Source organism: Armatimonadota bacterium (genome assembly GCA_016223145.1).
Lineage (GTDB): Bacteria > Armatimonadota > Fimbriimonadia > Fimbriimonadales > Fimbriimonadaceae > Nitrosymbiomonas.
On record JACRPN010000014.1, the window covers coordinates 295,135 to 319,053 of the forward strand.

Genomic DNA, 23,919 nt, shown 5'->3' on the forward strand with positions numbered 1-23,919 from the left:
CGAGTGGCGCCAAGCTGATACGCCCCACTCAACGACAAACAAAGGTTTGTCCGGAATCGGATTGGCTTTCCGATCGGAAACGGTTCAGCGAATGTCTTCGCCAGACCCAGGAAAACAGGAAATGAACAGACAGCGATTTCTTCGTTACGGAGCCGCACTTGGACTCCTATTCTCGTGCCTTGTCGGACCCGCAAGGGCGCAATCGGCGCTGTACAAAATCGCCGCTGAGATTTTAGCGGCGAAGTTCGGAGCCCAGCTTCCGGATGTCCTCAACCTCGGCGCGTCGAGCGGCCTTTCCATGGCCAATCTCGCACCCATCTACTCCATGAGCGCGAAAGGCAATACGAAGGCTGAGACCGTATGGAGGTTAAGGCAAGAGGGTCTTGGCTGGGGCCAGGTCGCCCACCGGATTGGAATGCAGCCAGGCCGCTTCAACAAGCTTCGCCGGGCCGGTGCATTTGACTCAGGGAGAATCTGGAGCAGCGCGCTTGGAAGCCGATTCGGGGTGCCCACATACCGCGTATTAAGAATCTATCGGCGCGGGGCGAGCCCTGAAGATGCCATTGGATCGATCTTGGTCGCGAGGAGATCCAATCGAACCCCGGAACGGGTCTTCTCGGAATACAGGCGTTCCCACAATTGGGAGCCTATGCTGAGAAGGCACAACGTAGATTTCGACGAATGGAAGACGATCGGAAAGGTCGCCGTCAAAGCCAAGAGCTTGCCCTATCCCGCCCACATGAACAACAAGCATAAGTCAAGCAAGTCATCTGGAAGGGCCTTTGGACATGACAACGCCTCCTCCAAGAAAGGGGCTGGCAACGGCAAGTCCAAAGGCAATGGTAAGGGAAAGGCGAAGGGCCATGGGGGCTGGTGAGGCTGCCCGCCAGGTCTGCGGAGCCTATGTAGTGAGCGAGCGCATGTTCGCTTTGAAACTAGAACGCCCTTCAAAACGGCGCGGAATGGTTTTCACACCGCGGGCGTGATGGCCCCAATCTCGGCGAAGCCTTGAGACATTTCTGATAGCTCTCAATCCCGGAAGCCCTCCGGAATGAGGGCATTGTTTCCAGCACGGCGAGGCGCGTCTTTGGCCTCGAACCCGCGCAGCGGCATGAAATGGACCGTCTTGGGGCTTGGCGGAAAGAGGGCGCATCGGTTGCCAGGCCGATTCTCTCAATCAGCGGGTCGAAGGTTCGAGTCCTTCGCGGTCCACCAGGGTTTTCCCCGAACGGTTGCTCCTTTGTGCCGAGGGAGTCTCGCGCGGGGTTGCGGCAGGAAGTCCTTATCAAGAAAGCGATCGGCCCGCCCATTTTCACTCGGCTCAGGCCTTGCCAGGCTTGCTCCGAGTTTTGAGGCGGTCCAGCATGACGGCTGCCAGCAGAATCGCCCCTGAGATCAAGTACTGATAGAAGGTCGGCACGCTCTTCAGGTCCATCACGTTCTGAACGGTGCCCATGATGAGCACCCCGACCACGACGTGAAAGATCGACCCGAGCCCACCCGTCAAAGACACACCGCCAAGCACACAGGCACTAATGACCCTGAGCTCTAGGCCCATCATGCTTTTTGGGTCGCCGAGCTGCTGCTGCGCCGAGCTCACTACCCCCGCGAGCCCCGCCAGCAGGGCCTGGAGGGCGAAGATCGTAATCTTGACCCTCGATAGCGGCACGCCGGCGTAGAACGTCGCTTCCTTGTTGCCCCCGATGGCGAGCGTGTGCCTTCCGAAAACCGTGCGATGAAGAAGCAGGCCAAACACCACCAAACAGAGCACGAGGATCCAGATGGGCATTGGGATGCCGGCGAGGTTGCCCGTTCCAATCTTGGCCACCGTTTCGTCCCCAATTCCGAGCGAGTTGCCATCGTTCAAAAGGTAGGCGGTCCCGCGCACGATCTGCATGGTCGCCAGGGTGGTGATCAGGGCGTTGATGCCCACCACCGCGATAATTGCCCCGTTCACAGCGCCTATCGCCATGCTCGCCAACAAGGCAATGAAGAGGGATGGAACGGCTCCCAGGCCCTTGGCGAGAAGCACCGCCGTCAGAGTGCCCGCAAACGCTGCCACAGAGCCCACGGAAAGGTCGAAATCGCCCGATGCCAGGCAGAACAGCATCCCGCAAGCCACGATGCCCGTGGTGGTGAGGCTGAGCCCGAGCGAGTAGACAAGGTTGGTGGCGGTGGCGAAGTTGGGGACGGTTGCCGCGTAGATGAGCAAGCCCACAAGCACAAGGCCAATTCCGGCCCGGTCCCAGAGGATGCGCAGGTTCTTGCCCATGGGGAATAGCCGTCCTCGGGCTGATTTAGGGGATCAGGCCCTGCTCTTCAAGGACCTTTTTGTAGTTGTCCCGGGTGATCAGGATCCCGTCGGTGTAAGTGATTCTGGGGGGCTCGACCCCCTCTTTGAGCCACTTGAACATCATCTCGCAGGTGTCGTGGCCGTGCCGTTTCGCTTGTAGGAGGATCGACCCAAAAAGGCCCGTTGGCTTCTCCTTCTTCAGGTCCTCCAGCGCCGAGTCGCCGTTGATCCCAATTCCTATTACGCGTTCCGCCGGGATGTTGAAGGCCTCCGTGGCCCGAACCGCACCCATCGAGGCAGAGTCGTTCATGCCTGCGATGAGCCAGTACTTGACGTTAGGGTGCTGGGTCAAAACGACGGTTGCCGCATCGCGCCCGCCAGGTACGTCGGTCGTTTTCTGGGGGGTCTCGTAGATCTGTCCGGCCGGGAAGCCCTTGGCCTTGGCGCCCTCGATGGCGCCGTCCGTCCTTTCCCGCGCCGTGTCAAGTTCTTTGCGAGTGACCACGAGCATCCCGGTTTCCTCAGGCTTCCAGCCGCGTGCGCCCATCTCGGCAATCAGGGACTCGCCCAGCGAGATGCCTATCTTCTTCGCGCTGATCCCGAGGTGGTGGACGTCGAGGAACTTGCCGTCCGCTCCCAAAAGCTGATCGTCAACCGTCAGGAGCTTGAGGTTCCTTTGTTGGCATTTTGAGACGATTGCCGGTCCCAGGCGGACGTCGGGGGTGCAGATGATCAGCCCTTGAGCGCCTTGAGCGGCCGCATTCTCGATCTTGCTTAGGACCTGCTCACTATCGGTCGCCGCGATTTTGATCAGCTCGAAGCCCAGTTCCTTGGCCGCCTCATCCGCGAACCGCCATTCAAGCTGAAACCAGGGTTCTTCCGGCTGCTTGACGATGAATGCGATCTTGATCTTCGATCCTTCGGCGGGCTGGTCCGACGCTTGTTTCTCCGCCGGAGCCCCTCCGCTGCAGCCGAACAAGAGCATGGACAAGAAGGCGAGAAGCAGGAGCTTGTACCAGCGAACCATTTGGAACCTCCAAGGCGGACCGTTCAAGCGTACCGCAGTCTGCCGGGCCCGCACAGCCGGGCTCGTGGAGGGGCCGGTTGTCACACGGAAATGGTCCACAATGCAGCAACCATGCGCATCGGCCCCTACATGCTCTCGGTCCACAATCACGGTTTCTTTCGGCTCGACGGCGGCGCGATGTTTGGCTCAATACCAAAGAACCTCTGGGATCTGTCTGCGCCCGCCGACGAGAGCAACCGCATCCTCTTGGCGACGCGTTCATTGATCCTGGAGGGAGAGGGCCGCAAGGTGATGATCGACGCGGGATGCGGCGACCGATGGAGCGAAAAGCAACGAGCGATCTTCGCCCTGGCCGATGAGGCCTATTCTCCCATCCCCGGCGTGACCGACGTTCTCCTCACCCATCTGCATTTCGATCACGCCAGTGGGATCACACAGATCGAGAATGGCGTTGCAACCCCCAACTATCCCGGCGCGCGGCATTGGGTGAGCGCTGAGAACGTGCGAAACGCCCGAAGCCCCCACCCGCGCGAGCGGGCGAGCTACCTGATAGAGGACCTGCAGGTGCTGGAGCAGGTTGAGACGATCCATACCGAGGATGGCCAAGAGGTTCTGCCGGGCGTGAGCGTTCATCAAGTCCACGGGCACACCCGGGGGCTGCAATGGATCAAGGTTACGGATGGAACGAACACGGCGGTTTATCCGGCGGACCTGATGCCCACCTCGGCGCACGCGCCCATGATGTACGTGATGGGCTACGACATGTGCGCGCAGACCTGCATGGCGGAAAAGGATGCCTTCATCAGGCAAGCCGTCGGGGAGCGCTGGACCGTGGTCTTTGAACACGATCCCAAACTCGCCGCTGGGAAGCTGGGCTTCGACGAGCGGGGAAGGGCGTTCATTTCCGAGCCTTTCGAAATGCCCGAGGCGTAAAGCGATGGGACCCAAGCAGGAAGCCCGCCTCGCCGTCCACTTGGAACGACCAAACGGGCTCCGTTTCCCTAAATGAAGCGCCTATCGCGTTCTGCGTCGGAGCAGTATGCCGAAGCCCAGTGCGATTCCGGCCAGCGATGCCGGTTCGGGCACAAGGGTGGTTCGCCATCGCCCGTTGGGCAGGTCGAGCTCGAAGCGGATCACGTCGCCGTCATTCACATGGAGCGTGTTGTTTCCGGCGCCGTTGCCGAAGTCTCCGCCGATGCTTACAGCCCAGTCGCCCGACTTGCGGAACTTCCACTCGTAGTCTCCCGCCGCGAAAGCGAAGTCGCCCGAGTAGAGGCCGCCGCCCATATTGGCCAGGTCAAAGCCGCCGGATCCCCAGCCGCTCATACTGCCCACCACTTCCCAACCGAACTGGCCAGGATCGTCGTAGCCGAGCCGCCACCAGCCGTCCGGGTTCCAACCATCGGCAAACGGATAGCTCTTGAACATGTGGACGGTTAAGTTGCCGGCGGCATCGGCCGCTGTACGGCAGTCCGTTCCAGGAGCGTTTTCCGACCAGTCGCCATTGGCGACTTTGAAGTTGTAGAGAGAGCCCGGAGTCAGGCCGCCCATGGTGAGCATGTAATGCCCGCCGCCCATGCCATTCAGGGGATCGGACGTTCCCCAACCGTTGAACTCGCCTCGAAGATAGTAGGTTTGGCCCAGCGCCAATGAGGCGCCAGTTACCAAGAACACCGTGGTCCATAGACCCTTTTTCATACAGATTCCTCCTCGAATCACGCCCGTGTGGGCGCCAAATAGACAGACGTCACATTCAGGATACAACGAGAATACGTATTCACTATCAGATTGCCCCTAGAAGAATTGCCGGTTTTGCAGGGGAAAGTACGGGTGGTGCAGAATGCTAACCAATCCGGAGGGTTCTTGATCCCATGAAGTACTCATTCACCAGTTTCGTCGCTGCCTGTGCCTTGCTGCTGTTGGCGGGGTGCTCGGGGTCTGGAGGATCGGGCAGTGCAGATGGCTCGGGCGCGGGCAACACGTCCGGGAGCCAGGCCGGCGCAGCAGACAAGCTGAGGATCGCCGTCATCCCCAAGGGCACCACCCACGAGTTCTGGAAGGCCATTCACGCAGGGGCCGAGGACGCAGCGAAGGAGCTTGGGGTCGAGATCATCTGGAAGGGCCCGGTCAAGGAAGACGACAAGGACGGCCAGATCAAGGTCGTGGAGTCGTTCATCGACGAGAAGGTGAGCGGGATCGTGCTGGCCCCGCTGGACGACACCGCGCTGCGCGCGCCGGTGGACGCCGCGGCCGATGCCGGCATCCCGGTGGTGATCATCGACTCCGATGTGAAGACCGACAAGTACGCGAGCTTTGTGGCGACCGACAACAAGAAGGGCGGGCAGATGGGCGGCGAGCACTTGGCCCAGCTCCTCGGCGGCAAGGGGAAGGTGGTCATGCTTCGCTACCAGACAGGTTCTGCCAGTACCATGAACCGTGAGGCGGGCTTCTTGGAGGCGATGAAAGCCAGCCCGGGCATCACCGTTGCCAGCGAAGAACAGCAGGGCGGCGCCACGACGGAGAGCGCCATGGCCGCCAGCGAAAACCTCATCGGCAGGTTCAAAAAGCCGGACGGCTCGCTCTCCATCGACGGCATCTTCTGCCCTAATGAATCCACAACTTTCGGGATGCTGCGCGCGCTTCAGGATGCTGGGCTCGCAGGCAAGGTGAAGTTCGTCGGGTTCGACAGCTCCGCAAAACTGGTGGACGGCATGAAGGGAGGGCAGGTCATGGGTTTGGTGCTTCAAAACCCTTACAAGATGGGCTATGAGGGGGTTAAGACCATCGTGGCTGCCATCAAGGGCGAGAAGGTGGAGAAGCGTGTCGACACCGGCGTTTCGGTTATCACGCCCGAAAACATGGCCAGCCCTGAGAGCCAAAAGCTGCTGTTCCCGCCCCAGCCAAAGTAATCAGCCAGACTGAGCAGACTCGACGACGATGGCCATGCTCGACGCTTCCAAAGGGAAGTCCACGCTTCGGCGCTACGCCGAAGTGCTCAGCCTCGCCCTTTCGTGGCTGGCGATCATCGTTCTGTTCCGGTTCCTGATCGGCGAAGGCTTCTGGACCCAGGGCACCTTTGAGACCATCGCACGGCAGACGACGATCGTTGCGCTCGCCGCTCTAGGGATGACGTTCGTGATCATCAGCGGCGGGATCGACCTCTCGGTCGGGTCGATGGTGGCGTTCGTTACCGTCGTGATCGGCTACATGCTGCACCCCGCGTACCGGGCCTTTCACGGGGTACCTGGCGATGCGGCGGCCATGGATGTCGCCAACCTGCAGCCGGCGTTTTCACCCTTGCTCGCGATCTTGGCGGGCATCCTGGCGGCGGTGGCCTGTGGCTTCCTCAACGGTCTGCTGATCACCAAGCTCAAGGTGGGGGCGTTCATCGTCACCCTCGGCACTATGGGCATCATTCGCGGGCTCGCGACGGGATTCGCCGCCGAACAGAAGATCGATGCACCCTCGACCTGGGTCAGCTCTCTGCTCGCGAAGCTCCCGCCGGACCGTCAGTGGATGCGGTTTCCGCCCGGGGTTTGGCTGATGCTGCTCATGGCGGTGGCGGCCAGCCTTCTGCTTCGAAATAGCCGTTTTGGCAGGCAGGTGGTCGCTTTGGGGGGCAATGAGCAGGCCGCGCACTACTCGGGTATCCAGGTGGACCGAACCCGCATCTGGGTCTTCGCGCTCATGGGGCTGTTTGCGGGGTTGGCCGGCGTCATGCAATTTTCGCGCCTAACGGTTGGCGATCCCACCGTGGCGGTCGGTCTGGAGTTGGACGTGATCGCCGCCGTCGTCATCGGAGGGGCCAGCCTCTCTGGAGGGCTCGGCTCCATTCCCGGGACCCTCTTGGGCGCGCTCATCATGGGCACGATCGGCGTTGGGTGCGACCGCTACGGGCTCCCGAACTGGGTGCAGGGCATCGTCACCGGCGCGATCATCGTGATCGCCGTGGGACTCGACCGGCTGCGCAAGAAGTAGAGAGGCGGGGCCGAATGGAGCGCAGTTGGGGAAGGTAGCGCTAGGTTTGTGGCACCCCTTTCGGGGTGCGGGAGCATTGGATGGCATTCTTCCAGGGGTGTCGGCCCGGAGGCCTCAACCCCCTGGCTACTCTCTGCTGACCCCGTTTGGGCCATAGCTCGATCATCACTATTGGGAGGGAGTTGGCTAGCCGCCAAGTACACTTGACGGGTGCAGCGAATCTGGGGTCTGGACCAAGAGCTCTTTCGGGCCATCCACATCGGGTGGCATCGCGAATGGCTCGATCCCTTCTTCTGGGTCATCAGCACCTCGGGTTTGGGATGGGTGCAGCTGCTCGTTGTGGGGATCGCCTATGGCGGCGCACTCGTCCACAAAAAAGGGGGGGATGCGGTCCAGGGGAAAGCAGGCGTGCTGTTCACGCGGATCGCTTTGCCCTATGTCGCGGCTTGGGCGGTGTCGGGGATTCTCTCAAGCCTGTACCTTAAGCAGTGGGTAAGCCGGGACCGGCCGAGCCAGCTAGCGATTGCTAACCCGCAAGAGACTTTCTTTCACAGCGCCTTTCCCAGTGGGCACACGGCGAGCGCATTCGCCGTGGCAATGGTCGTCTGGCTTACTTGCAGAACCGAAAAACCCCTCTTTGGATGGGTTGCGTTGCTCTGGGCCTGTCTTGTCGGGTTCAGCCGTGTCTATCGTGGCGTCCACTGGCCCACCGACGTCTTGGCAGGGGCGGCGGTTGGAGTTTTTTCGGGATGTCTTGTGATGTGGGTCTTGAGCGACCGAAAGAGGGCTCCCGATCCCTCAGAGCCGTCTTGAGCCGAAATTGGGAGCGGGCTAGCCGAAGTACTTCGTCAAGGCGTCGGTCAGCGCCGTTGCGGTGAAGTTGACCAGGGGGATGTGCTCCTCATACGGGAGGCGTGTCGGGCCGATGATGGCGATGCTGCCCACTTCATGGCCGCCGACCGAGAAGGTCTGTCGCACTACAGCCAACTCGCGCATCTGTTCGGCACGGTTTTCTTTGCCGATGGTCACCGTTCCGGTGGCGTCGGGGGAGTGGACCGCGTCGTACAGAGCCTCCGACCGCTTGAGGTCGTCCAGCAGCGAGCTCAGGCGCTGGGCGTCCCTCGTGAATTCAGGCTGCCCGAACAGGAACTCCTCTCCGTGAGTGACCACTGCGCCCTTCGAGCGCTCCTTGGCGACCGACCGTACATGTCCCGCGACCAACGCCATCAGCTTGTCATACGGCTGCTGCGGCCCCTTCTGGGATGACCGATACTTGGAGCCCTCCCGCATAGTCTTGCCAACCACCATGCTTGCAAGCTCGGCGTTCGCCTCGCCGATTTGCTCAAGGGTGAGCTGAGCCGGGCACTCCACCATCTTGCTCTCGACAGAGCCGTTCGAAAGCACCAAGACCAGAAGCGCTTGATGCGGGCCAATAGCGCTCAGAATGGCCGACCGGAACCTGAGCGAAGCGTCCTTGGTAATCGCTGCCGCGCTGAGGAGGTGGGTCAAGCGGCTCAAGGCGGCCGTGGTTTCGCTGACCAGGCTCTGCAAGAACCCGCCATCGGCGGTTACCGTGCGAAGGGCCTGCTTGTTCTCCGCAGACGGCGCAGAGGACTGAATCAGCCGGTCCACGAAATAGCGGTAGCCAAGGTCGCTTGGGATCCTTCCGGCACTGGTATGCGGCTGCTCAAGAAACCCGCGATGGGCCATTTCGGCCATCTCGTTGCGCACCGTGGCTGAGCTCACGCCGAGGTCGAACCGGTGAACGAGTTGTTCCGAGGCGATTGGCTCGGCGGTATCGATGTACTCGAGAATGACGGCGCGGAGGAGGATTCTCTGTCGCGGCTGAAGGTCTTCCATGGTGCGAGGGCCAAGTTGGAGTTTACTTGGAGACGGGGATGCTACGGGATGGAGACTCGGAGCGTCTCAATATCAAGTGACGCAATGAATGCACCTCTGCTTTGCTGGATTTTGCTTACGTTTCAAGGAGGAGCCCCTCAAGCGCTCCTTGACGACCTTAGGCTCTCGATCGACAGCGGGCAGCCGGAGAAGCTGCAGAAGCTCTTCGTGCGGCAGGCGGACGCTGAGTCGGTGCTCGAAATGGCGGGCAGATCGGGCCCGAAGTCACTTAAGGTGAAGCTGATCCCCACTCCTCCGGGTTGGGGCGCTCCGGGCTCCTATTGGGCGATCTTTCACAAGCGCCAAGGGATTGAATCCTTCCACGACATGGTTTTCAACGTCGCAGTGACCCCCGAACGGCTGCTCGTCGGCAGGGAAGTGCCCGAAACGCAGACCGGCGGCTGGACCGTGGAAACCGGCCGCTTTGACGTTAAAGTGCTGCCGAGCCAATCGGCGGCAGAGGTCGAGACGACGCTGAGGCTCACGCACAAAGGCGAGCCAAGGGCTCTCATGATGCGGCTTGGAGACCCGTTCACCGTCTCTTCCGCCTCTTCCGCAAGCAGGGCGATCAAGGTCGTCGAAGCCTACGACCGCGCCGTTCCGACCCCGGCCCAAGGCGACCTAGTGCGCGCGGGAGGCATTCTCGTTTATTGGGGGACATCCGCACCAAACACGCTGACCCTGCGCTACAGAGGCAACCCGGGGGAAGCGGGGAACCAGGGCGGAGACCGCGTCACCAACAGGCTCTGCTATCTGACGGCGTGGTGGACTCCCACCATCGCCAGGCAGCCCTACACCACGGCAACGCGAATCGAAGCGCCAGAGCCTTGGGTCATCGTTTCAGAAGGTGTGGAGGCGCAGCCGGAAGCAGTCGGATTTGCAGCGATGACGGCATCCCCTGGCAACTCGGTACGCACTTTCAAGTGCGACATCAAGATCACCTTCCCGAAGGTCATTGGCGGGGAATACAAGCTTGCCGCCGAGGGCAAGGACGGGAAGGGAAGGGTGTTCCGGTCATACCAGCTTGAGCCGATTAACCGGGCCCGCGCCGACAAGGACGTGGACCTAATGAAGAGGGCCACCGCGTTCTATGAGGACACCCTCGGGCCCTGGCCGTTCCCCGGGTATGCCTGCTTCGATGGGGAGGGGTACTACGGCATCGAGAGCTATAGCTACACGATTCTGCTCACCCAGAACACCACGCGTTTCGTCGCGCACGAAATGGGACACACCTACTTTGGCGGCATCGTGCCCAACAGCTACACGCGAGACTGCTGGAACGAAAGCCTCACGCAATATGTCGAGAGCGTGCTGTTCTCAAAGAACGCGGACAAATCGCTGGAGAAGGGGTACGAGACCAACAAGATCCCGGTACCCATGACGGCGATGAGCCGCCCCGGGCTCTTTGGCTCGGCGTCGTACTTCAGGGGCGCCTACGTGATGACGATGCTCGGCCACGAGATTGGCTTGGACCGCGTCATCGCGGGTATGAAGGCGATCGTCAAGGAGCGGGCAGGCGTCGACACCACCTGGCCCGAACTGAGGCCGTATTTCGAGAAAGCCTCTGGCCAGGACCTTGGCTGGTTCTGGGATCAGTGGGTCGAGAACGCGGTATATCCGAAAGTGGACATCGCGGACGCTCAGCTCATTCAGGGAAATCCGACGACGACATGGGTAACTCTGGTTCAGTCGGGAACGAAGAAGCCCTACCGCTTGAGGCTCAAGATCAAGGCATCGGCTCAGGGGGCGGAGAAGGTCACGGAGGTGGTGCTGAGCGAGGTCAAAGGTACGTTCCGCGTCGACACCCCGTTCGTTCCCACGAAGGTCGAGCTGGACCCGTTTGAGTTTACGATGGCCACCGTGGGCCCGGCCGTCGAGCCGAAAAAGTAAGTTGTGGCCTGATTCAGGTGCGGCTGCTCTGCATCGCTTGCGCCACCTCGGCGGGGTCGAGAGCCTCGCCCTGGGGTCCAGTGACGTAAAAGGCGGCTGTACCTTGCCCCGCCCATTGGCCGATCCGGGCGGAACAGACGTCCCAACCTTGTTCGGCGATGAACCTGGCTAGCCGAAACGCCATGCCCCTACCCCTTGGTGCTTGGACTTCGAGGATTCCCGGAGTCCCGGCCACATAGGCGGACCTGAAATGGGATTGTCGCCGGCTCGGATCTTTGCCGTGCCGAATCAGAATATCCTCGACGGTGGCACGCTCCTCGATAACCTTCAATAGATCACTCGTCGCGTGCTGGCAAGTTGCGCTCGGCAGAGGCTGGCCGTGAAAGCTGACGACAAAGCTGTCAAGCGCGATGTTCTGAGCGCCGAGGGACGTGCTGACCCGGATGGACTCCACGGTAAGGTCCCAGGCATAAAGCACACCTAACAGGCGGCTCAGGAGGCCGGGCCGGTCTGGGCAGCACACGGTGATCTCAGTGTTGCCGGCGCCTGGCTGATGCGCGACCTCGATCGTGGGTTTGCCGTTTCGCGCCCGCGCGCAGAAACCAAAATGCAGTTTGACCACCTGCGGTGGCGTGCTGAGGACGTAGTGCGCCGGAAGGCTGTCCAAGAAGGCTTGAAGTGCCTCTTCGGACACCTCTTGGTCCTTGGCAAGGGCGCGGTGCAGTCGGCGACGGTAGATCGCGGGATCGTGCTCGGGTGGGATATCGGCCTCCAGAATGGCCGCCGTTCGCTCCCAGAGCTCACGAAGGAGGCTCTCTTGGGATTGGGTCCACGCGGCCGAGGAAACCGCCATGATGTCGGCCGCCGTCAGCACGGTGAGCATGTCCAGCCGCTCGCGGTCTTTCACCATCTTGGCGAACTCATCCGCCGTGCCTGGATTCTGGATGTCCCGCATGCGGATGAAGCGGGCCATGGAGAGGTGCTCCGCCACGAGCCAGCGGACCGGTTCGCGAACGCTGTCGGAGAGGCCCCATCGCCGGCAAACAGCGTCGGCAATCTCCGCCCCGACCTCGCTGTGCGGTCTGCCATCGACTCCCTTGCCCGAGTCGTGCAGCAGGATGGCGAGGACCAACACGTCGGGACTTGAAATGCCGCTTCGCAAGTCCCCGAGGAATGAGCCTTCGGCGAAGCTCTCGACGTTGCGCAGGGCCCGCATGGTGTGCTCGAATACCGTGTAGGTATGGGTCGCATCCTCGGGCATGAGGGTTCGGCATCGGGAAAGCTCCGGCAGGATGGTAGCCAGCAAGCCGCACCGGTCCAAGCTTCGAAGCGTGGTTTCGCCGGAAGAAAGCGCATGAAGCACTTCTCCGCCATCGAGCTCATCGGACAGGTCCAGCGGTTCCCGCTCGATAACCAGACCCAAGCCCGAGGCCAATGAGATGCCGATGGCCGCGTCGCTTGGAGTGGCGCCAGCCTCAAAGTGAACGGTCCCGTCCTTGGTAACGACTCCGCGTGAGATCGGGTAGCTTGCCTGGAGAATCAGCCTCTCAGCGTCCTCATAGGCTTCTGTCAGGATCACCAAGTGCTCAGCAACGCCTGAGAGCCAGGGGGCAAGCTCCACGCCAAGCACCTCGGCGATCTGCGCCTGCCTGGACCGGCTGAGGAGGTCGACCTGCTTCTCCGAGACGTAGTGGAGCAGGTTGCGCGTCCGCAGGATTTGGGAATACGCCTCCAGGCCGGTTGGCTGCTCAGCCTTCAAGACCTTACGAATCCACAGCGCTGTGTGGTAGCTGCGCAACCCGCCCGCGCCCTCTTTGAGGTGAGGCTCAACGACCAGCGGCGTGTCATGCGTCCGGCGCATTCGTTCTCGGCGCTCCGTCACCTTGTCCAGCAGAAAGTCGCCCACAGGAAACGTCTCCTGAAAAACCTGGTTGAACGCTTCGAGCGGCGCCATAGAGCCCGCGACCAGCCGCGCGTCGAGCAGCCCCGACCTGGACTTTCCGTCGAGGGACGGGGCATCCCCGATGAGCCGGTAGGAATAGCCGACTTCGGCCCCGAACACACGGTCGAGAGCCAGGTGGAGCAAGCGGTAAGTCTCTCGAACGAGGGCGTCCAGGCCCGGCGACTGCTCATGGAGAGGGATGACCGCGAGGTCAAGGTCCGAATGTGGCGAGAGCTCCTGGCGCCCATAGCCTCCCGTCGCTACGATCGCTAGCGCTGGCTGTGCTTCGGTCCGGGTTGTGGCCTGGCTGTAGACCCACCTCACGAGGTCGTCCGCCAACTGGGAATACTTGCGGCTCCAATCGAGGCCGCCCAGAGCCTCGGGCAGTGCGGCGATCAGTTGTGTCCGCCGGCTGGAAAACTCGTGCAGGTGCTGTTCTTGGGCTTCCGTCATTTCAGCAGATAGTAGTTCGGCTCATTGAGGACGATCTTTCGCAGGGCCCGTTCCGAGTCCCTATCGACGCTCACGGCCACGGGTGCGAGCACCACGCCGAAGAGCGCACCCACGCAGAGTACCGTCGCGCCGAACTCGAACACCGAGGTTCCAAGGACCACGTGGGTGGGAATTCGCATCACGATCGCCCAGGTGGCCGCCACTAAGAGGAGCACCGAAGCCGTCAGCGCCGCCAGCCAAAGGGGAAGGGTCTGCCCGCGGAGCACCTCGAACGCGAACGTCCCAGAACCCAAGGCGTCGTAGGCAGGGGCGGTCATTCCACCCACGAAGAGCCCTGTCAGGAGCGAAGCTGCCACGCCTAGCATCATGACGGTGAATCGGAAGAAGGGCCCCAGGTACTTGGGAGGCTTGCTGCGAACGCGTTTGGGGCGCAGGCCCGAGAACGCGAAGCAAAGGGTCAGAGCCAGGCTCAGCAACCAGTAGCCGGTCGCTAACTGCGCGCTCAGGCCCACGACAAGCCCGATGGCCTCGGGGACTGGCCTGCGGTAGTTCTGCGCTACCCACTCGGAGCGCGCAAACACCCTTCCCAGAAGGGCGATCGCCAAGCCCAGAATGGCCAGCAGCACCCCGGCGCCCGGCGCCGTCGCGGCAAGAACGGACTTGGCGACCAGGGACTCCTCTTCCAGCCTGGGATCGTCCTGCTGAATGATCGCCGACCAGGCCTCGTTTTTCAGGAACTCCGAGTTGGCCAAGTTGGCTTCGTCCGGGAGCCCGGCGTCCCGCAGGCGATTGATGAGATCGAACCTTGCCAAAGCGAGCCGCTTGGGCGAGTAGGTTGTGAGCACGGGCGCCGACATCGATGCGTATTCGATCATCCGCACGCCTGAATTTGCCGATTCCAGGCTCGTCGCGCCGTCCCGAATGAGCACCCCGTTTCGAAGGGTCGCCATCCTGAGGCCCAGGTTTGCCTTTTCAGGAAGACTGCTGCGGGTAAGCAGGTACTTCGCCAGCCATTCCGAGGCAAACGCCGGTCTTGTGGGCCTTAGGGTCAAGAGGCTTGCGTAGTGCCACGCAAACGGACCCCGGTACTCCTGCTGCAGCTCGCGTGCGATGGAAAGGAGCTTGACGCTCTGGTAGTCCTGCCAACGGACCTTGTTCGAGGCCCGAATCCAGGAGTTCTGCGCCCCTGTGCCGTCACCCATCAGCACTTGAAAATAGGCCGCTGATTGAAGCCAGAACGCATTGTCCGGGTCCTCCTCGGCAAAGTGCTGCGCAACGAGGCTCATGCTTCTGAGCGAGGCCCTTTGCTCCGACTTTCCGGTCCACCTTGAGGAAACGCCCACCAAGACCCATGTCGCAGCGTCACTCAGGGTCTTTGGAACCGGAAGCGTGGAGAGGTTGCGCGGAAGCTCAGCGGTCGTGTCGAGCGCGCGGCTCGGCCCTCCACCCGCCAGGTAGACCGCGTAATAGGGCCGGGAAACGGGGTGGACGAGAAGCGCGATCAGGCCGAAGAACAGCGCGCTGGCCAGGATTCTGCCATAAAGGCTCATTCGGCATTCGCGCGATTAAGGTCGGACCTGTCAAGGTTCGGAATGGCCGGCGCCTCAAGCCTTGCTCGGTGGGACTCTGCGCCCACCGAGCGAAAGGTTGGCAGGTTGCTGGGGCTTGCGATCAATTGGAGCGCCGCAAGCATGGCCACGAAGGCGATGGCGCCGCCCACCAGTGCAGGCGACCAGTACGTGAGCCCTGCGCGGACGCTCTCGACACGGTGCCGCCTCAACACCCTTTCATTGAAGCGAGTCGGCACGTCGACCGAAAAGGCAGCGTTGCGCAGCATGTTTAGCGCCATCACGCGCTGGTCCTCTTTCTTCGCGCAGTCGCGACAAACCCGCTTGTGCCTTTCGAGGAAGCTGACCTCGTGCTCCGATAGCTCGCGGTCTTCCGACTCGGAGCTGAGCCACTGGAACTTGCCGCAGCCGAACAGGCGAAACTTCATTCGCCGACAGCCTCCATCCAGAGCTTACGGAAGCGCTCGCGAGCCGTGTGAAGCCGTGACCGGACCGTTCCAATCGGGACGTGCATGGCCTCGGCGACCTCTTCATAGCTGAGCTGCTCGATCTCGCGCAGGACGAGCGTCGTTCGGAGGTCGGCCGGCATCAGCGTGAGCAGCTTTTCGATGACCACTCGGTTCTCGATCGCCGCGCCGTCGGAGGGCTGCACGGTGTCGAACTCGGTCGGCTCGGCGCGCTTGAGCCGCAGCCGGTCCATGCAAAGCCGCACGCAGATGCGATAGAGAAAGCCCGCGAATGCGCGATCTTCGCGCAGCCGGTGAATCTCGCGAAACGCCTTGAGAAACGCCTCTTGCGCCACGTCTTCGGCCTCGTGGCGGTCGCGCAGGAGGTTGGAGGCCGTCCGAATGAGCCTGTTCCGATGGCGGTCGATCAGCATCGCCAACGCAATTTCGTCTCCCGCACGGCAACGCGCGACGCACTGGGCTTCTTCCAGGATCGCTTCCGATCTGCCAAGCGGTACCGCAAATTCCATCATCGCCATGCCACGAGCACCTCCTACTATACAAGACAACGGTGGGCTAGCCCAAGGTTCGCGGATTGTTTGCCGGCATTTTGGCGGAGGGCGCATTCTGGCAGAACGGTAAACTCCTCGCCTTGATGCTTCCAGTCTGGTCGCCCAACTTCTCGACCCCCGAAATGGGATGGGCTCCTGCATTGAAGCCCGAGAAGTGGCGCTCCAGGTTGGTTCGGACGGCGCCCGTCCCGAAATCCCCGCCCAGCTGGCCGCAGCAAGACGTCTTCGAGGGTGGCCTTACGGTGCTCTGGAAGCACAAAGAAGCTTGGATCGAAACCCGAATGGCCGTGTTCCCAGACGGCAAGACGCAAGAGGTCGAGGTTCGCGTTCTGCGGTTTACCGGAGGGACGGAAGCCAGGTTCGGGACCAGCATTCTGCGGTGCGCCGCGCTGGAGATCCGAGAGGACGCTCTTGCGGGAGTGGCGATCGCCGAGGGTGAGGTCGTGTTGGCCGATCCCGACGGGGAACTCCGGTGCGCGTCGTTTCGCTTCGACTGGAAGGCACGCACAGGCGAATGCGAGCGCGCGGGCATCCGCATTGGCGCCATGCGCGCCGTGTGCGACCAAGTTCGGCTCTATCCGGACCGCTGGCTGCTTATCGGAGTGAGAATCGACCCGGATGCCGATGGTCCGAAGGTCTATGGTCTGTCTGCCAAGCAGGTTGAGCTTTGGCCAGGCTCCAACGGAATCGCCAAAAGGCTCGGCGTTTCGCTTTTCGGCAAGCGTGTCCTCATCCTGCCGCGCTATGGCTTCTCTCTTCGAGGTGGGTCCGAGGGCGTGAGGCTTCCCGGAATCTCCAGACAAGAGTCCGGAGAATTTGGTCTGACCTGGGACAGCGACTTCGTTCTCTCAAACCGGGTGTCGGCGTTCGCCAATGCCGAGTTCCTCCAAGGCGGCAGACCGCGGACGTCGCTGACCTTCGCCTACAGCCTCGCCGAACTCCCAAGGGGCCAGCTCACGGCCATACCGCGATCCTCGTTCGCCGATCCGTTTCCATTTGGGTTCTTCGACAACGTCAGTGTCCGCAATCCCTTGAGGGAGTTCGCGGCCACAGGTCTTGAACATGAGGTCCTATACGTCAGCAACGCCTATCGCCAGCGGATCGCGGGTCGTGAGGATCTGGAATACGCCTCCAAACCGCTCGAAATCGGCTTCGACTTCGGCAGAAGCAGCCGGATGGCGGCTTATCGATTTCAGCTTCGCCAGGAACGGATTCAGCAGGAGGCCCACTCAGAGAAGGGCCGCTGGGGCCTTTCGGGCTCCCTTGCTGTTGCGCCGATCGATCTTGGAGGAGGCGTTTCTGTGCTTGCGCGCCTGGACGGCTCGATGTCCGATGGCGTCAAGGGAAGCTACGGCTGGTTCCGCAGTCTGACCGGCTTGCAGGCCGAGGTTGCTCCATGGTTGAAGCTTGGCGTCGGGCTGTCCACGACCTTGGAGTCCGGCACGCCGGCTTTCAGCTTTGACGAGCCCTGGCCGAAGCGAGCGCTTCACTGGCGCGCGGATTTCGGCCTCGGGCCCAGGAAACTGAGCCTGCTCTACAAGACGGACCCGCGAAGCGGGCGGGTATTGGACCGAGAGATCGCCTTTCGGCAGGTTGCGGGGAGCCTTGAACCCTACCTCGTGTGGAGGGAGCACCCCAGCCGGTTCGTGGTGGGTGTGGAATTGCGCACTCTGGACGTGCTGGAACGCATCGCCAAGCGCCTGAAGTCAGGAAAGAAAGGAGATTAGGCGGCAATCTTGGCCGCGAGTTGGCACTGGATGACCCGGTCCAGGCGGATTTCGCCCTGGCTCGTGATCAAGCAGGGCCCGTATAGGGGCAGGAACTCGACGTCGAACACAAACACGGTGTCGGCAATGTCTCGGCCATTACGGTCGGCCCAGATCAGCTCAACCGACGTGTTCGCAAACTGCTTTGCTTCGCCGATATCCATAGTTCCCCCTACAGCTTTGATTCCACATATGCCGTGAAATCCCAATCCCCGCGTGAGGGATTCCATATTCCGGGAGCGAAGGAGCCCCGCAATTCCGCTGGAATTGGCGGACCGCATGCGTAGCGCGGGCCGGCGCCGAAAGGTGATACTCTCACCTTCTGGAATGACCTATCGGATCGCTAGAGGGGAGTGCAGGGACCTAGACCGGGGCCGACATCTGGAGTGGCTGCTGGCCAACGGCATGGGCGGCTTCGCCATGGGGACCGTATCAGGCATCAACACGCGCCGCTATCACGGGCTTCTGGTGGCCGCGACCCGCCCGCCCGCCGAAAGGATCCTCGCTCTGGCTGGACTAGAGGCCGGAATCCAGAGGGACAACGAGACGGTCTGGATCTCCGCCAACGAATACCCTGGGGTGATTCACCCCGAGGGGTACCGCCACATCGAGTCTTTCGAAGTGGATGGAGAGGCGGTCTGGCAATACGCCGTCGGGAGAGACCGCCTTGAAAGAGCCACGCGGATTGGCCAAGGCGTCAATCAGGTCGCGGTGAGCTTTCGGAACCGGGGCAAGACCACGATTCGCCTTGTTCTGCGGCCATTGGTGGCTGTGCGCGACTACCATGGGAACTCAACCTTCTCAGGATCCTTCCCCGACCAGACACAATTCCTCGACGATGCGACAGCCATCGAACACGCCGGGACGGTGGTGCTGCTCGGGCACTGCGGCGCGGACCGAACGGCCGTGCAGGGCTGGTACTACCGGTTTCACCACGCCCGTGAGGCCGACCGGGGCCTCGATCCCAGCGACGACCTGTTCTGCCCGTGCGAGCTTGCCTACGTGCTCAAACCGGGCGACGAGGCACAGATTGTAACGTCGGCGTCTTTAGCGGAGAGCGAGGGCTCGCCGGCAAGCGGCCTTCTCGCCGCGCAGAGAGACCCAGCGAAAGATCGCGGCGGTTTGGAGACAATTGAAGACGAAGCAGCCCAGGCGTCTCGCCTGAGCGCCTTAGGTTCGACGACTGGAGACTCAGAGCGCCGCGTCAGCCTTTCCCAAGACTCCCCTGCGGGCTCCGACCCGGTGGCGGAAAGCTTGATCCAGGCGGCCTCCAAGTTCTTGGTCGCCGCCTCAGGGCGGACCTCCATCATCGCTGGCTACCCGTGGTTCACCGATTGGGGCAGGGACACGATGATCGCGCTCCCCGGGGTCTGCCTTTGCACCGGACGAATCGAGACCGCAAGGGAAATCCTAAGGTCCTATGCCAGGCATGTCAAGGATGGGCTGATCCCCAACCGCTTCCCGGAGGAGGGAGGCGCGGATTACAACACCGCCGACGCCACGCTTTGGTTTGGGTACGCGATTCAGCAGACCCTCGACGCAGAGTGGGATGAGCCGTTTGCCGTCGAGATGCTCGCGTTGCTAGAGGGCATCGTGGACCACCACCTGGAGGGGACCCATTTTGGGATCATGGCGGACCCCGAAGATGGGCTCCTGACTCAGGGTGTCCCGGGCCTTCAGCTCACCTGGATGGACGCCAAGATAGGCTCCTGGGTGGTCACGCCGAGGCACGGCAAGGCAGTCGAGATAAACGGGCTCTGGATCAACTTCTTGCGATCAGCCGAGTGGATTGCGGGTCGGCTTGGCCAGAACGCTTCTGGCTATCGCATGCTCGCCGAGAAGGCTGAAGCGAGCTTCGACGCGGCGTTTTGGGACCCTGCAGTCGGATGGTATCGCGACATCGCCCACCCCCAGGACAGCGCGCTTCGGCCCAACCAGGTGATTGCCATGGGGCTTCTGTTTGGGCCAGCAACCGGGGATCACGCCACCCTCGCGCTCGACGCCGTCGAGAAGCACCTCCTGACTCCCTATGGTCTGCGGACGCTTGGTCCGGATGAGCCGGGGTATCGGGGCCGATTCGAGGGGCCCCTGAGCGAGCTGGACTCGGCGTACCACCAAGGCACGGTTTGGCCCTGGCTGCTGGGACCTTACGTGGACGCGGTGCTGCGGGTTACCGGAGATTGGGAACGGGCCAGGAAGGCGCTGGCCCGGGCGCCCGAGATGCTCTCGGAACGGGGGCTGGGTGGAATCGCAGAGGTCTACGACGGCGATTCGCCACATCGGCCGAATGGATGCCCCTGGCAGGCTTGGAGCGTTTCGGAGATTCTCAGGGCCTGGCTCAAGACCGCCCATTAGCTTGAACGCCAAAGCGTCCCTCTGTGTGGAATATCGGACAAAATGGCGGCTCCAAAGGGCGCCGCGGCTACGTCAGAATCAGAGCAGGAATCAGGAAGGCGACGAACCGGTTTGGGAACAGCCACACCTCCAGATCCACTCGATCTGCGGCCTGGGCCGTTCGTTGGGTCCTTCTGCACCCATGCCGACGCGCCTGCATCACTTGACTCATGAGCCGCTTCGTCCACCTCCATAACCACACGGAGTACAGCCTTCTCGACGGGGCGAACAGAATCCCGGAAATGGTGTCGCGTGCGGGCGAGTTGGGGATGGACTCCCTTGCGATCAGCGACCATGGCGTCATGTTCGGGGTCATGGATTTCTACTTCGAGTGCAAGAAGAAGGGCATCAAGCCGATCCTGGGGGTCGAGGCCTATGTGGCCCCCAACGGCCACCGGAAGAAGACGGGCCGGGAGGAAAATGAGACCTACCACCTGCTCCTGCTCGCCAAGGACCTCGAGGGCTACCGAAACCTCTGCCGCCTGACGACCATCGCCGCGCTCGAGGGCTATTATTACAAGCCGCGGATCGACCACGAGCTGCTCAAGCAGTACAGCAAAGGGCTGATTGGAACCAGCACCTGCCTTGGGAGCGAGATCGACCAGGAGCTCCTCAAAGGAACCTACGACAAGGCTCAATACCTTGCAGGAATGTACAAGGAGATCTTTGGGGAAGGCAACTACTTCATCGAACTGCAGGACCACCGGCTGAAAGAACAAGCGGAGATTCGGGAGGGCCTGCTGCGAATCTCTCGCGAGCTCAAACTGCCCCTGATCGCCACCAACGACGCCCACTACCTTTGTAAGGCCGACCATCAGCCTCATGACGTCTTGCTCTGCATCCAAACCGGCTCGCAGTTCGAAGATCCCAAGCGGCTGCGCTTTGAGACCGAAGAGTTCTATCTCAAGTCGCCGGACGAAATGGCAGAGCTCTTCCGCGAGACCCCTGAAGCCCTTGAGAACACGCTGAGGGTCGCGGAAATGTGCGACGTCGAGCTCGGCAAGCAGCGCGCCGACATGCCCAACCCCGAGCTTCCCGCGGGTGAAACGTCGACGTCCTACCTGCGCAAGCTCGCCGTGGAGCAGCTTCCCAAACGGATTCCTGGCGCCGACGACCAAGCCCTCGAGCGGCTCCACTTTGAACTGGGGGTCATCGAGAAGACAGGGTTTGAATCCTATTTCTTGTTGGTCAGGGAGTTTGCGAATTATGCGCGCCAACAGGGCATTAATTACGGCGTTCGCGGGTCTGCGGCAGGCTCCCTGGTCAGCTACGCCATCGGCATCACCGACGTCGACCCCCTTGAATACGACCTCACGTTCGAGCGCTTCTTGAACCCCGAGCGTCTCTCCATGCCAGATATCGACATGGATTTCGAGGACGCCCGCCGCGACGAGATCATCCAGTACGTGACGAACCGCTTTGGGCAGGATCACGTGGCTCAAATCGTCACTTTTGGGACCCTGGGCGCTAAGGCGGCGATCAAGGATTGCGGGCGGGTGCTCAACTACACCCCGCAAGAGACCGACCGCATCTGCAAGACGATCCCGAACGTGCCCGGAATGACCCTTGAGCGCGCGCTCCAGGAAGCCCCTGAATTTCGCGCGATGTCGGAGAACGAGCCGAAGGTCCGAGACCTCTTGCGCGTGGCACGGTCGGTCGAAGGCATATCCAGGCATTCGGGGGTGCATGCGGCGGGCATCGTCATCAGCCGCGATCCGCTGGTAGAGCACCTTCCCCTTTACCGAGGGAACGATGGGCAGGCGGTCACAGCATTCGAGATGGGCATCCTCGAAAAAATCGGGCTGCTCAAGATGGACTTTCTTGGCCTCTCCAACCTCACGGTGGTGGGCAGAGCGGCGGAAAACGTCAAGCGGACCCGAGGAATCGATCTGGACCTGAACAACCTGCCGCTGGAAGACAAGGCTACCTTCGACATGCTGGGACGAGGGGAAACGACGGGCGTGTTTCAGTTGGAATCCGCCGGTATGAGGCGTTACATCCAGGAGCTGAAGCCTCAGAGCGTACGTGAACTGGCTGCGATGGTGGCGCTTTATCGGCCCGGACCGATGCAGCATATTCCAACCTTCATCGACCGGCGGCATGGGCGCAGCAAGCCAAGCTACCTTGATCAAAGAATGGAGCCGATTCTCTCGGAGACTTACGGCGTCATCGTCTATCAAGACCAGGTGCTCAAACTCGTCCAAGCCCTGGCGGGCTTCTCTCTCGGCAAAGCGGACGTGCTCCGACGCGCGATGGGAAAGAAGGACAAGGACGCTATGGCCTCGATGTACAAGGAGTTTGAGGCCGGATGCGAAGAGCACGGGGTGGCGAAGGGCACGATCAAGAAGGTCTGGGAGCTGCTGGAACCGTTCGCGGGTTATGCATTCAACAAGGCGCACTCGGTGTGCTACGCGTTGCTGGCGTACCAGACGGCCTACCTGAAAGCCAACTTTCCAGTCGAGTACATGTCGGCGCTGATGGCGGCCTACAAGGACAAGGAAGACAAGATCGTCTCGTGCATCGAGGAATGCCGAAAGAACAAGATCCCGGTTCTGAGTCCCTGCGTCAATCGCTCGCTGACCGAGTTCTCCATCGAGGGCAAGACGATTCGTTTTGGCATGGTGGCGATCAAGGGAGTTGGAGAAGGGCTGGCGGGAGCGGTGATCACGGAACGCGAAGAGAATGGAGCCTTCAAGCACCTTTACGAGTTCTCCGAGCGGATGAAACCGCACGGAATGAACCGGACTGCCCTCGAAGCCCTTATCAAAGCCGGAGCGCTCGATCAGGTCGACACCAACCGCAACACGCTGCTCAGCCAGGTGGACGCGGCGCTGGCCTTTGCCGACATGGCCGCCAAGGACCGGGTCGCGGGGCAAGTCTCGCTCTTTGGTGAAGCTGGCGGCGCCGAAGAGCACCCGATCTATCCCGAGCTCCCGCAGGCAGAGAAGCTCAGCCGAAGCGAGCTCCTCGCGATGGAAAAGGAGGTCATGGGGGTCTACCTTTCGGACCACCCTCTCCGTGGCTACGAGCGCGTGATCTCCAAGAACGCCACGCATGCCTGTGCGATGGTTGCCGAGCTTGAAGAGGGCACCCAGGTGAAGCTGGCGGGAGTTCTTGCGGGGCTCCGGACCATGATCACCAAGCAGCGAGGAGAAAAGATGGCGACGCTGACGATTGAGGATTTCTCCGGCCAAGCGGGCGTCACCGTGTTCCCGAAGACCTACGCGAGGGTCCAGGAGACTCTGGTCAAGGACACCATCGTCAAGGTCGTTGGGACCGTCATCCACCGCGAGTCCCGGCAGAACGGGGACAAGACGATCGAGGTCCGCCTGGAAGACATCGAGCCGATCGAACCAGGACTGGAGTTTTCAGCGACACGTTCGGATGCGACGGCCGGCTCGGTGACGATCCGCATCTGGAAGGCCACCAAAGCACAGCTTCAGAAGCTGCGGCACGTCCTGGAGTCGCTGCCGGGGGCACATGAAGTGCGTTTGGAGCTGGGCCTAAAGGACGGCTTCGCCCCGGTCTACCTGCCCATCACGGTGCAGCCCACTGGCCGGCTTATCGAGGCTGTGAAGGCGGCCGTCCCTGGGGCGAGCGTTATGCTGGACGGCGAGGGCGACGATCACGAGGCGGCCGCGTGAGGTACCTTGCGGTGGGCCAAAAGCACCGGCAAGGAGAAATTCCACGC

At 61.8% G+C, this 23,919-nt stretch carries 18 protein-coding genes; 9 read left to right on the top strand and 9 right to left on the bottom strand.

From position 1 onward, the window contains the following. The first annotated feature begins 121 nt into the window (after nucleotides 1-121). Nucleotides 122-877, top strand: a complete 756-nt coding sequence (locus HZC36_13890) for a hypothetical protein (protein ID MBI5708068.1) — start codon at nucleotides 122-124, stop codon at nucleotides 875-877. Between the two features lie 444 nt (nucleotides 878-1,321). Here HZC36_13890 and araH read toward each other — a convergent pair whose 3' ends face one another. Next, on the bottom strand, nucleotides 1,322-2,272 hold the full coding sequence (araH, locus tag HZC36_13895) for an L-arabinose ABC transporter permease AraH (GenBank protein MBI5708069.1): 951 nt from the start codon (nucleotides 2,270-2,272) through the stop codon (nucleotides 1,322-1,324). 25 nt (nucleotides 2,273-2,297) lie between these two features. Continuing rightward, nucleotides 2,298-3,320, bottom strand: coding sequence for an arabinose ABC transporter substrate-binding protein (locus tag HZC36_13900; GenBank protein ID MBI5708070.1), 1,023 nt, complete (start codon nucleotides 3,318-3,320; stop codon nucleotides 2,298-2,300). Between the two features lie 111 nt (nucleotides 3,321-3,431). Here HZC36_13900 and HZC36_13905 point away from each other — a divergent pair, with 111 nt between their 5' ends. Then, the gene (locus HZC36_13905; GenBank protein MBI5708071.1) at nucleotides 3,432-4,253 is read left to right on the top strand and encodes an MBL fold metallo-hydrolase; all 822 of its coding nucleotides are present in this window, start codon (nucleotides 3,432-3,434) and stop codon (nucleotides 4,251-4,253) included. A gap of 81 nt (nucleotides 4,254-4,334) precedes the next feature. On the opposite strand, the gene HZC36_13910 is transcribed toward HZC36_13905, so the two are convergent. Continuing rightward, a complete protein-coding gene (locus tag HZC36_13910) occupies nucleotides 4,335-5,018 on the bottom strand; it encodes a PEP-CTERM sorting domain-containing protein (protein ID MBI5708072.1) in 684 nt (227 codons plus the stop codon). 173 nt (nucleotides 5,019-5,191) lie between these two features. Here HZC36_13910 and HZC36_13915 point away from each other — a divergent pair, with 173 nt between their 5' ends. The 3 genes from HZC36_13915 to HZC36_13925 all read left to right on the top strand — a co-directional run bounded on the left by HZC36_13915 (nucleotide 5,192) and on the right by HZC36_13925 (nucleotide 8,111). Further along, nucleotides 5,192-6,229, top strand: a complete 1,038-nt coding sequence (locus HZC36_13915) for a substrate-binding domain-containing protein (GenBank protein ID MBI5708073.1) — start codon at nucleotides 5,192-5,194, stop codon at nucleotides 6,227-6,229. A gap of 34 nt (nucleotides 6,230-6,263) precedes the next feature. Then, on the top strand, nucleotides 6,264-7,298 hold the full coding sequence (locus HZC36_13920; protein ID MBI5708074.1) for an ABC transporter permease: 1,035 nt from the start codon (nucleotides 6,264-6,266) through the stop codon (nucleotides 7,296-7,298). A gap of 210 nt (nucleotides 7,299-7,508) precedes the next feature. Beyond that, a complete protein-coding gene (locus HZC36_13925; protein ID MBI5708075.1) occupies nucleotides 7,509-8,111 on the top strand; it encodes a phosphatase PAP2 family protein in 603 nt (200 codons plus the stop codon). Nucleotides 8,112-8,129: 18 nt separating this feature from the next. On the opposite strand, the gene hrcA is transcribed toward HZC36_13925, so the two are convergent. Then, a complete protein-coding gene (hrcA, locus tag HZC36_13930; protein MBI5708076.1) occupies nucleotides 8,130-9,158 on the bottom strand; it encodes a heat-inducible transcription repressor HrcA in 1,029 nt (342 codons plus the stop codon). 84 nt (nucleotides 9,159-9,242) lie between these two features. Between hrcA and HZC36_13935 the strand changes: the two genes are divergently transcribed. After that, nucleotides 9,243-11,087 carry a hypothetical protein gene (locus HZC36_13935; GenBank protein ID MBI5708077.1) on the top strand — a complete coding sequence of 615 codons (1,845 nt, stop codon included), beginning with the start codon at nucleotides 9,243-9,245 and terminating at the stop codon, nucleotides 11,085-11,087. Nucleotides 11,088-11,100: 13 nt separating this feature from the next. Here HZC36_13935 and HZC36_13940 read toward each other — a convergent pair whose 3' ends face one another. Genes HZC36_13940 through HZC36_13955 form a run of 4 tightly spaced genes read right to left on the bottom strand, consistent with a single transcriptional unit; the run spans nucleotide 11,101 to nucleotide 16,035 of the window. Continuing rightward, nucleotides 11,101-13,482: an HD domain-containing protein gene (locus HZC36_13940; protein ID MBI5708078.1), complete on the bottom strand. Its 2,382-nt coding sequence runs from the start codon at nucleotides 13,480-13,482 to the stop codon at nucleotides 11,101-11,103. Continuing rightward, a complete protein-coding gene (locus tag HZC36_13945) occupies nucleotides 13,479-15,032 on the bottom strand; it encodes a hypothetical protein (protein ID MBI5708079.1) in 1,554 nt (517 codons plus the stop codon). The genes HZC36_13940 and HZC36_13945 overlap by 4 nt, the downstream gene beginning before the upstream one ends. Continuing rightward, nucleotides 15,029-15,478, bottom strand: coding sequence for a hypothetical protein (locus tag HZC36_13950; GenBank protein MBI5708080.1), 450 nt, complete (start codon nucleotides 15,476-15,478; stop codon nucleotides 15,029-15,031). Before HZC36_13950 ends, HZC36_13945 begins: the two co-directional genes overlap by 4 nt. Next, nucleotides 15,475-16,035, bottom strand: a complete 561-nt coding sequence (locus HZC36_13955) for a sigma-70 family RNA polymerase sigma factor (protein ID MBI5708081.1) — start codon at nucleotides 16,033-16,035, stop codon at nucleotides 15,475-15,477. The genes HZC36_13950 and HZC36_13955 overlap by 4 nt, the downstream gene beginning before the upstream one ends. Before the next feature lie 116 nt (nucleotides 16,036-16,151). Between HZC36_13955 and HZC36_13960 the strand changes: the two genes are divergently transcribed. Beyond that, nucleotides 16,152-17,795: a hypothetical protein gene (locus HZC36_13960; GenBank protein MBI5708082.1), complete on the top strand. Its 1,644-nt coding sequence runs from the start codon at nucleotides 16,152-16,154 to the stop codon at nucleotides 17,793-17,795. Here the strand turns inward: HZC36_13960 and HZC36_13965 are convergent. Further along, entirely contained in the window at nucleotides 17,792-17,998 is a 207-nt protein-coding gene (locus tag HZC36_13965; GenBank protein MBI5708083.1) for a hypothetical protein, read from the bottom strand. The two genes, HZC36_13960 and HZC36_13965, sit on opposite strands and share 4 nt — an antisense overlap. Nucleotides 17,999-18,161: 163 nt before the next feature. Between HZC36_13965 and HZC36_13970 the strand changes: the two genes are divergently transcribed. Continuing rightward, complete coding sequence (locus HZC36_13970) at nucleotides 18,162-20,189, top strand: glycogen debranching enzyme N-terminal domain-containing protein (GenBank protein ID MBI5708084.1); 2,028 nt, start codon at nucleotides 18,162-18,164, stop codon at nucleotides 20,187-20,189. 209 nt (nucleotides 20,190-20,398) lie between these two features. Beyond that, nucleotides 20,399-23,872, top strand: a complete 3,474-nt coding sequence (locus HZC36_13975) for a DNA polymerase III subunit alpha (protein MBI5708085.1) — start codon at nucleotides 20,399-20,401, stop codon at nucleotides 23,870-23,872. Nucleotides 23,873-23,919: the final 47 nt, after the last annotated feature.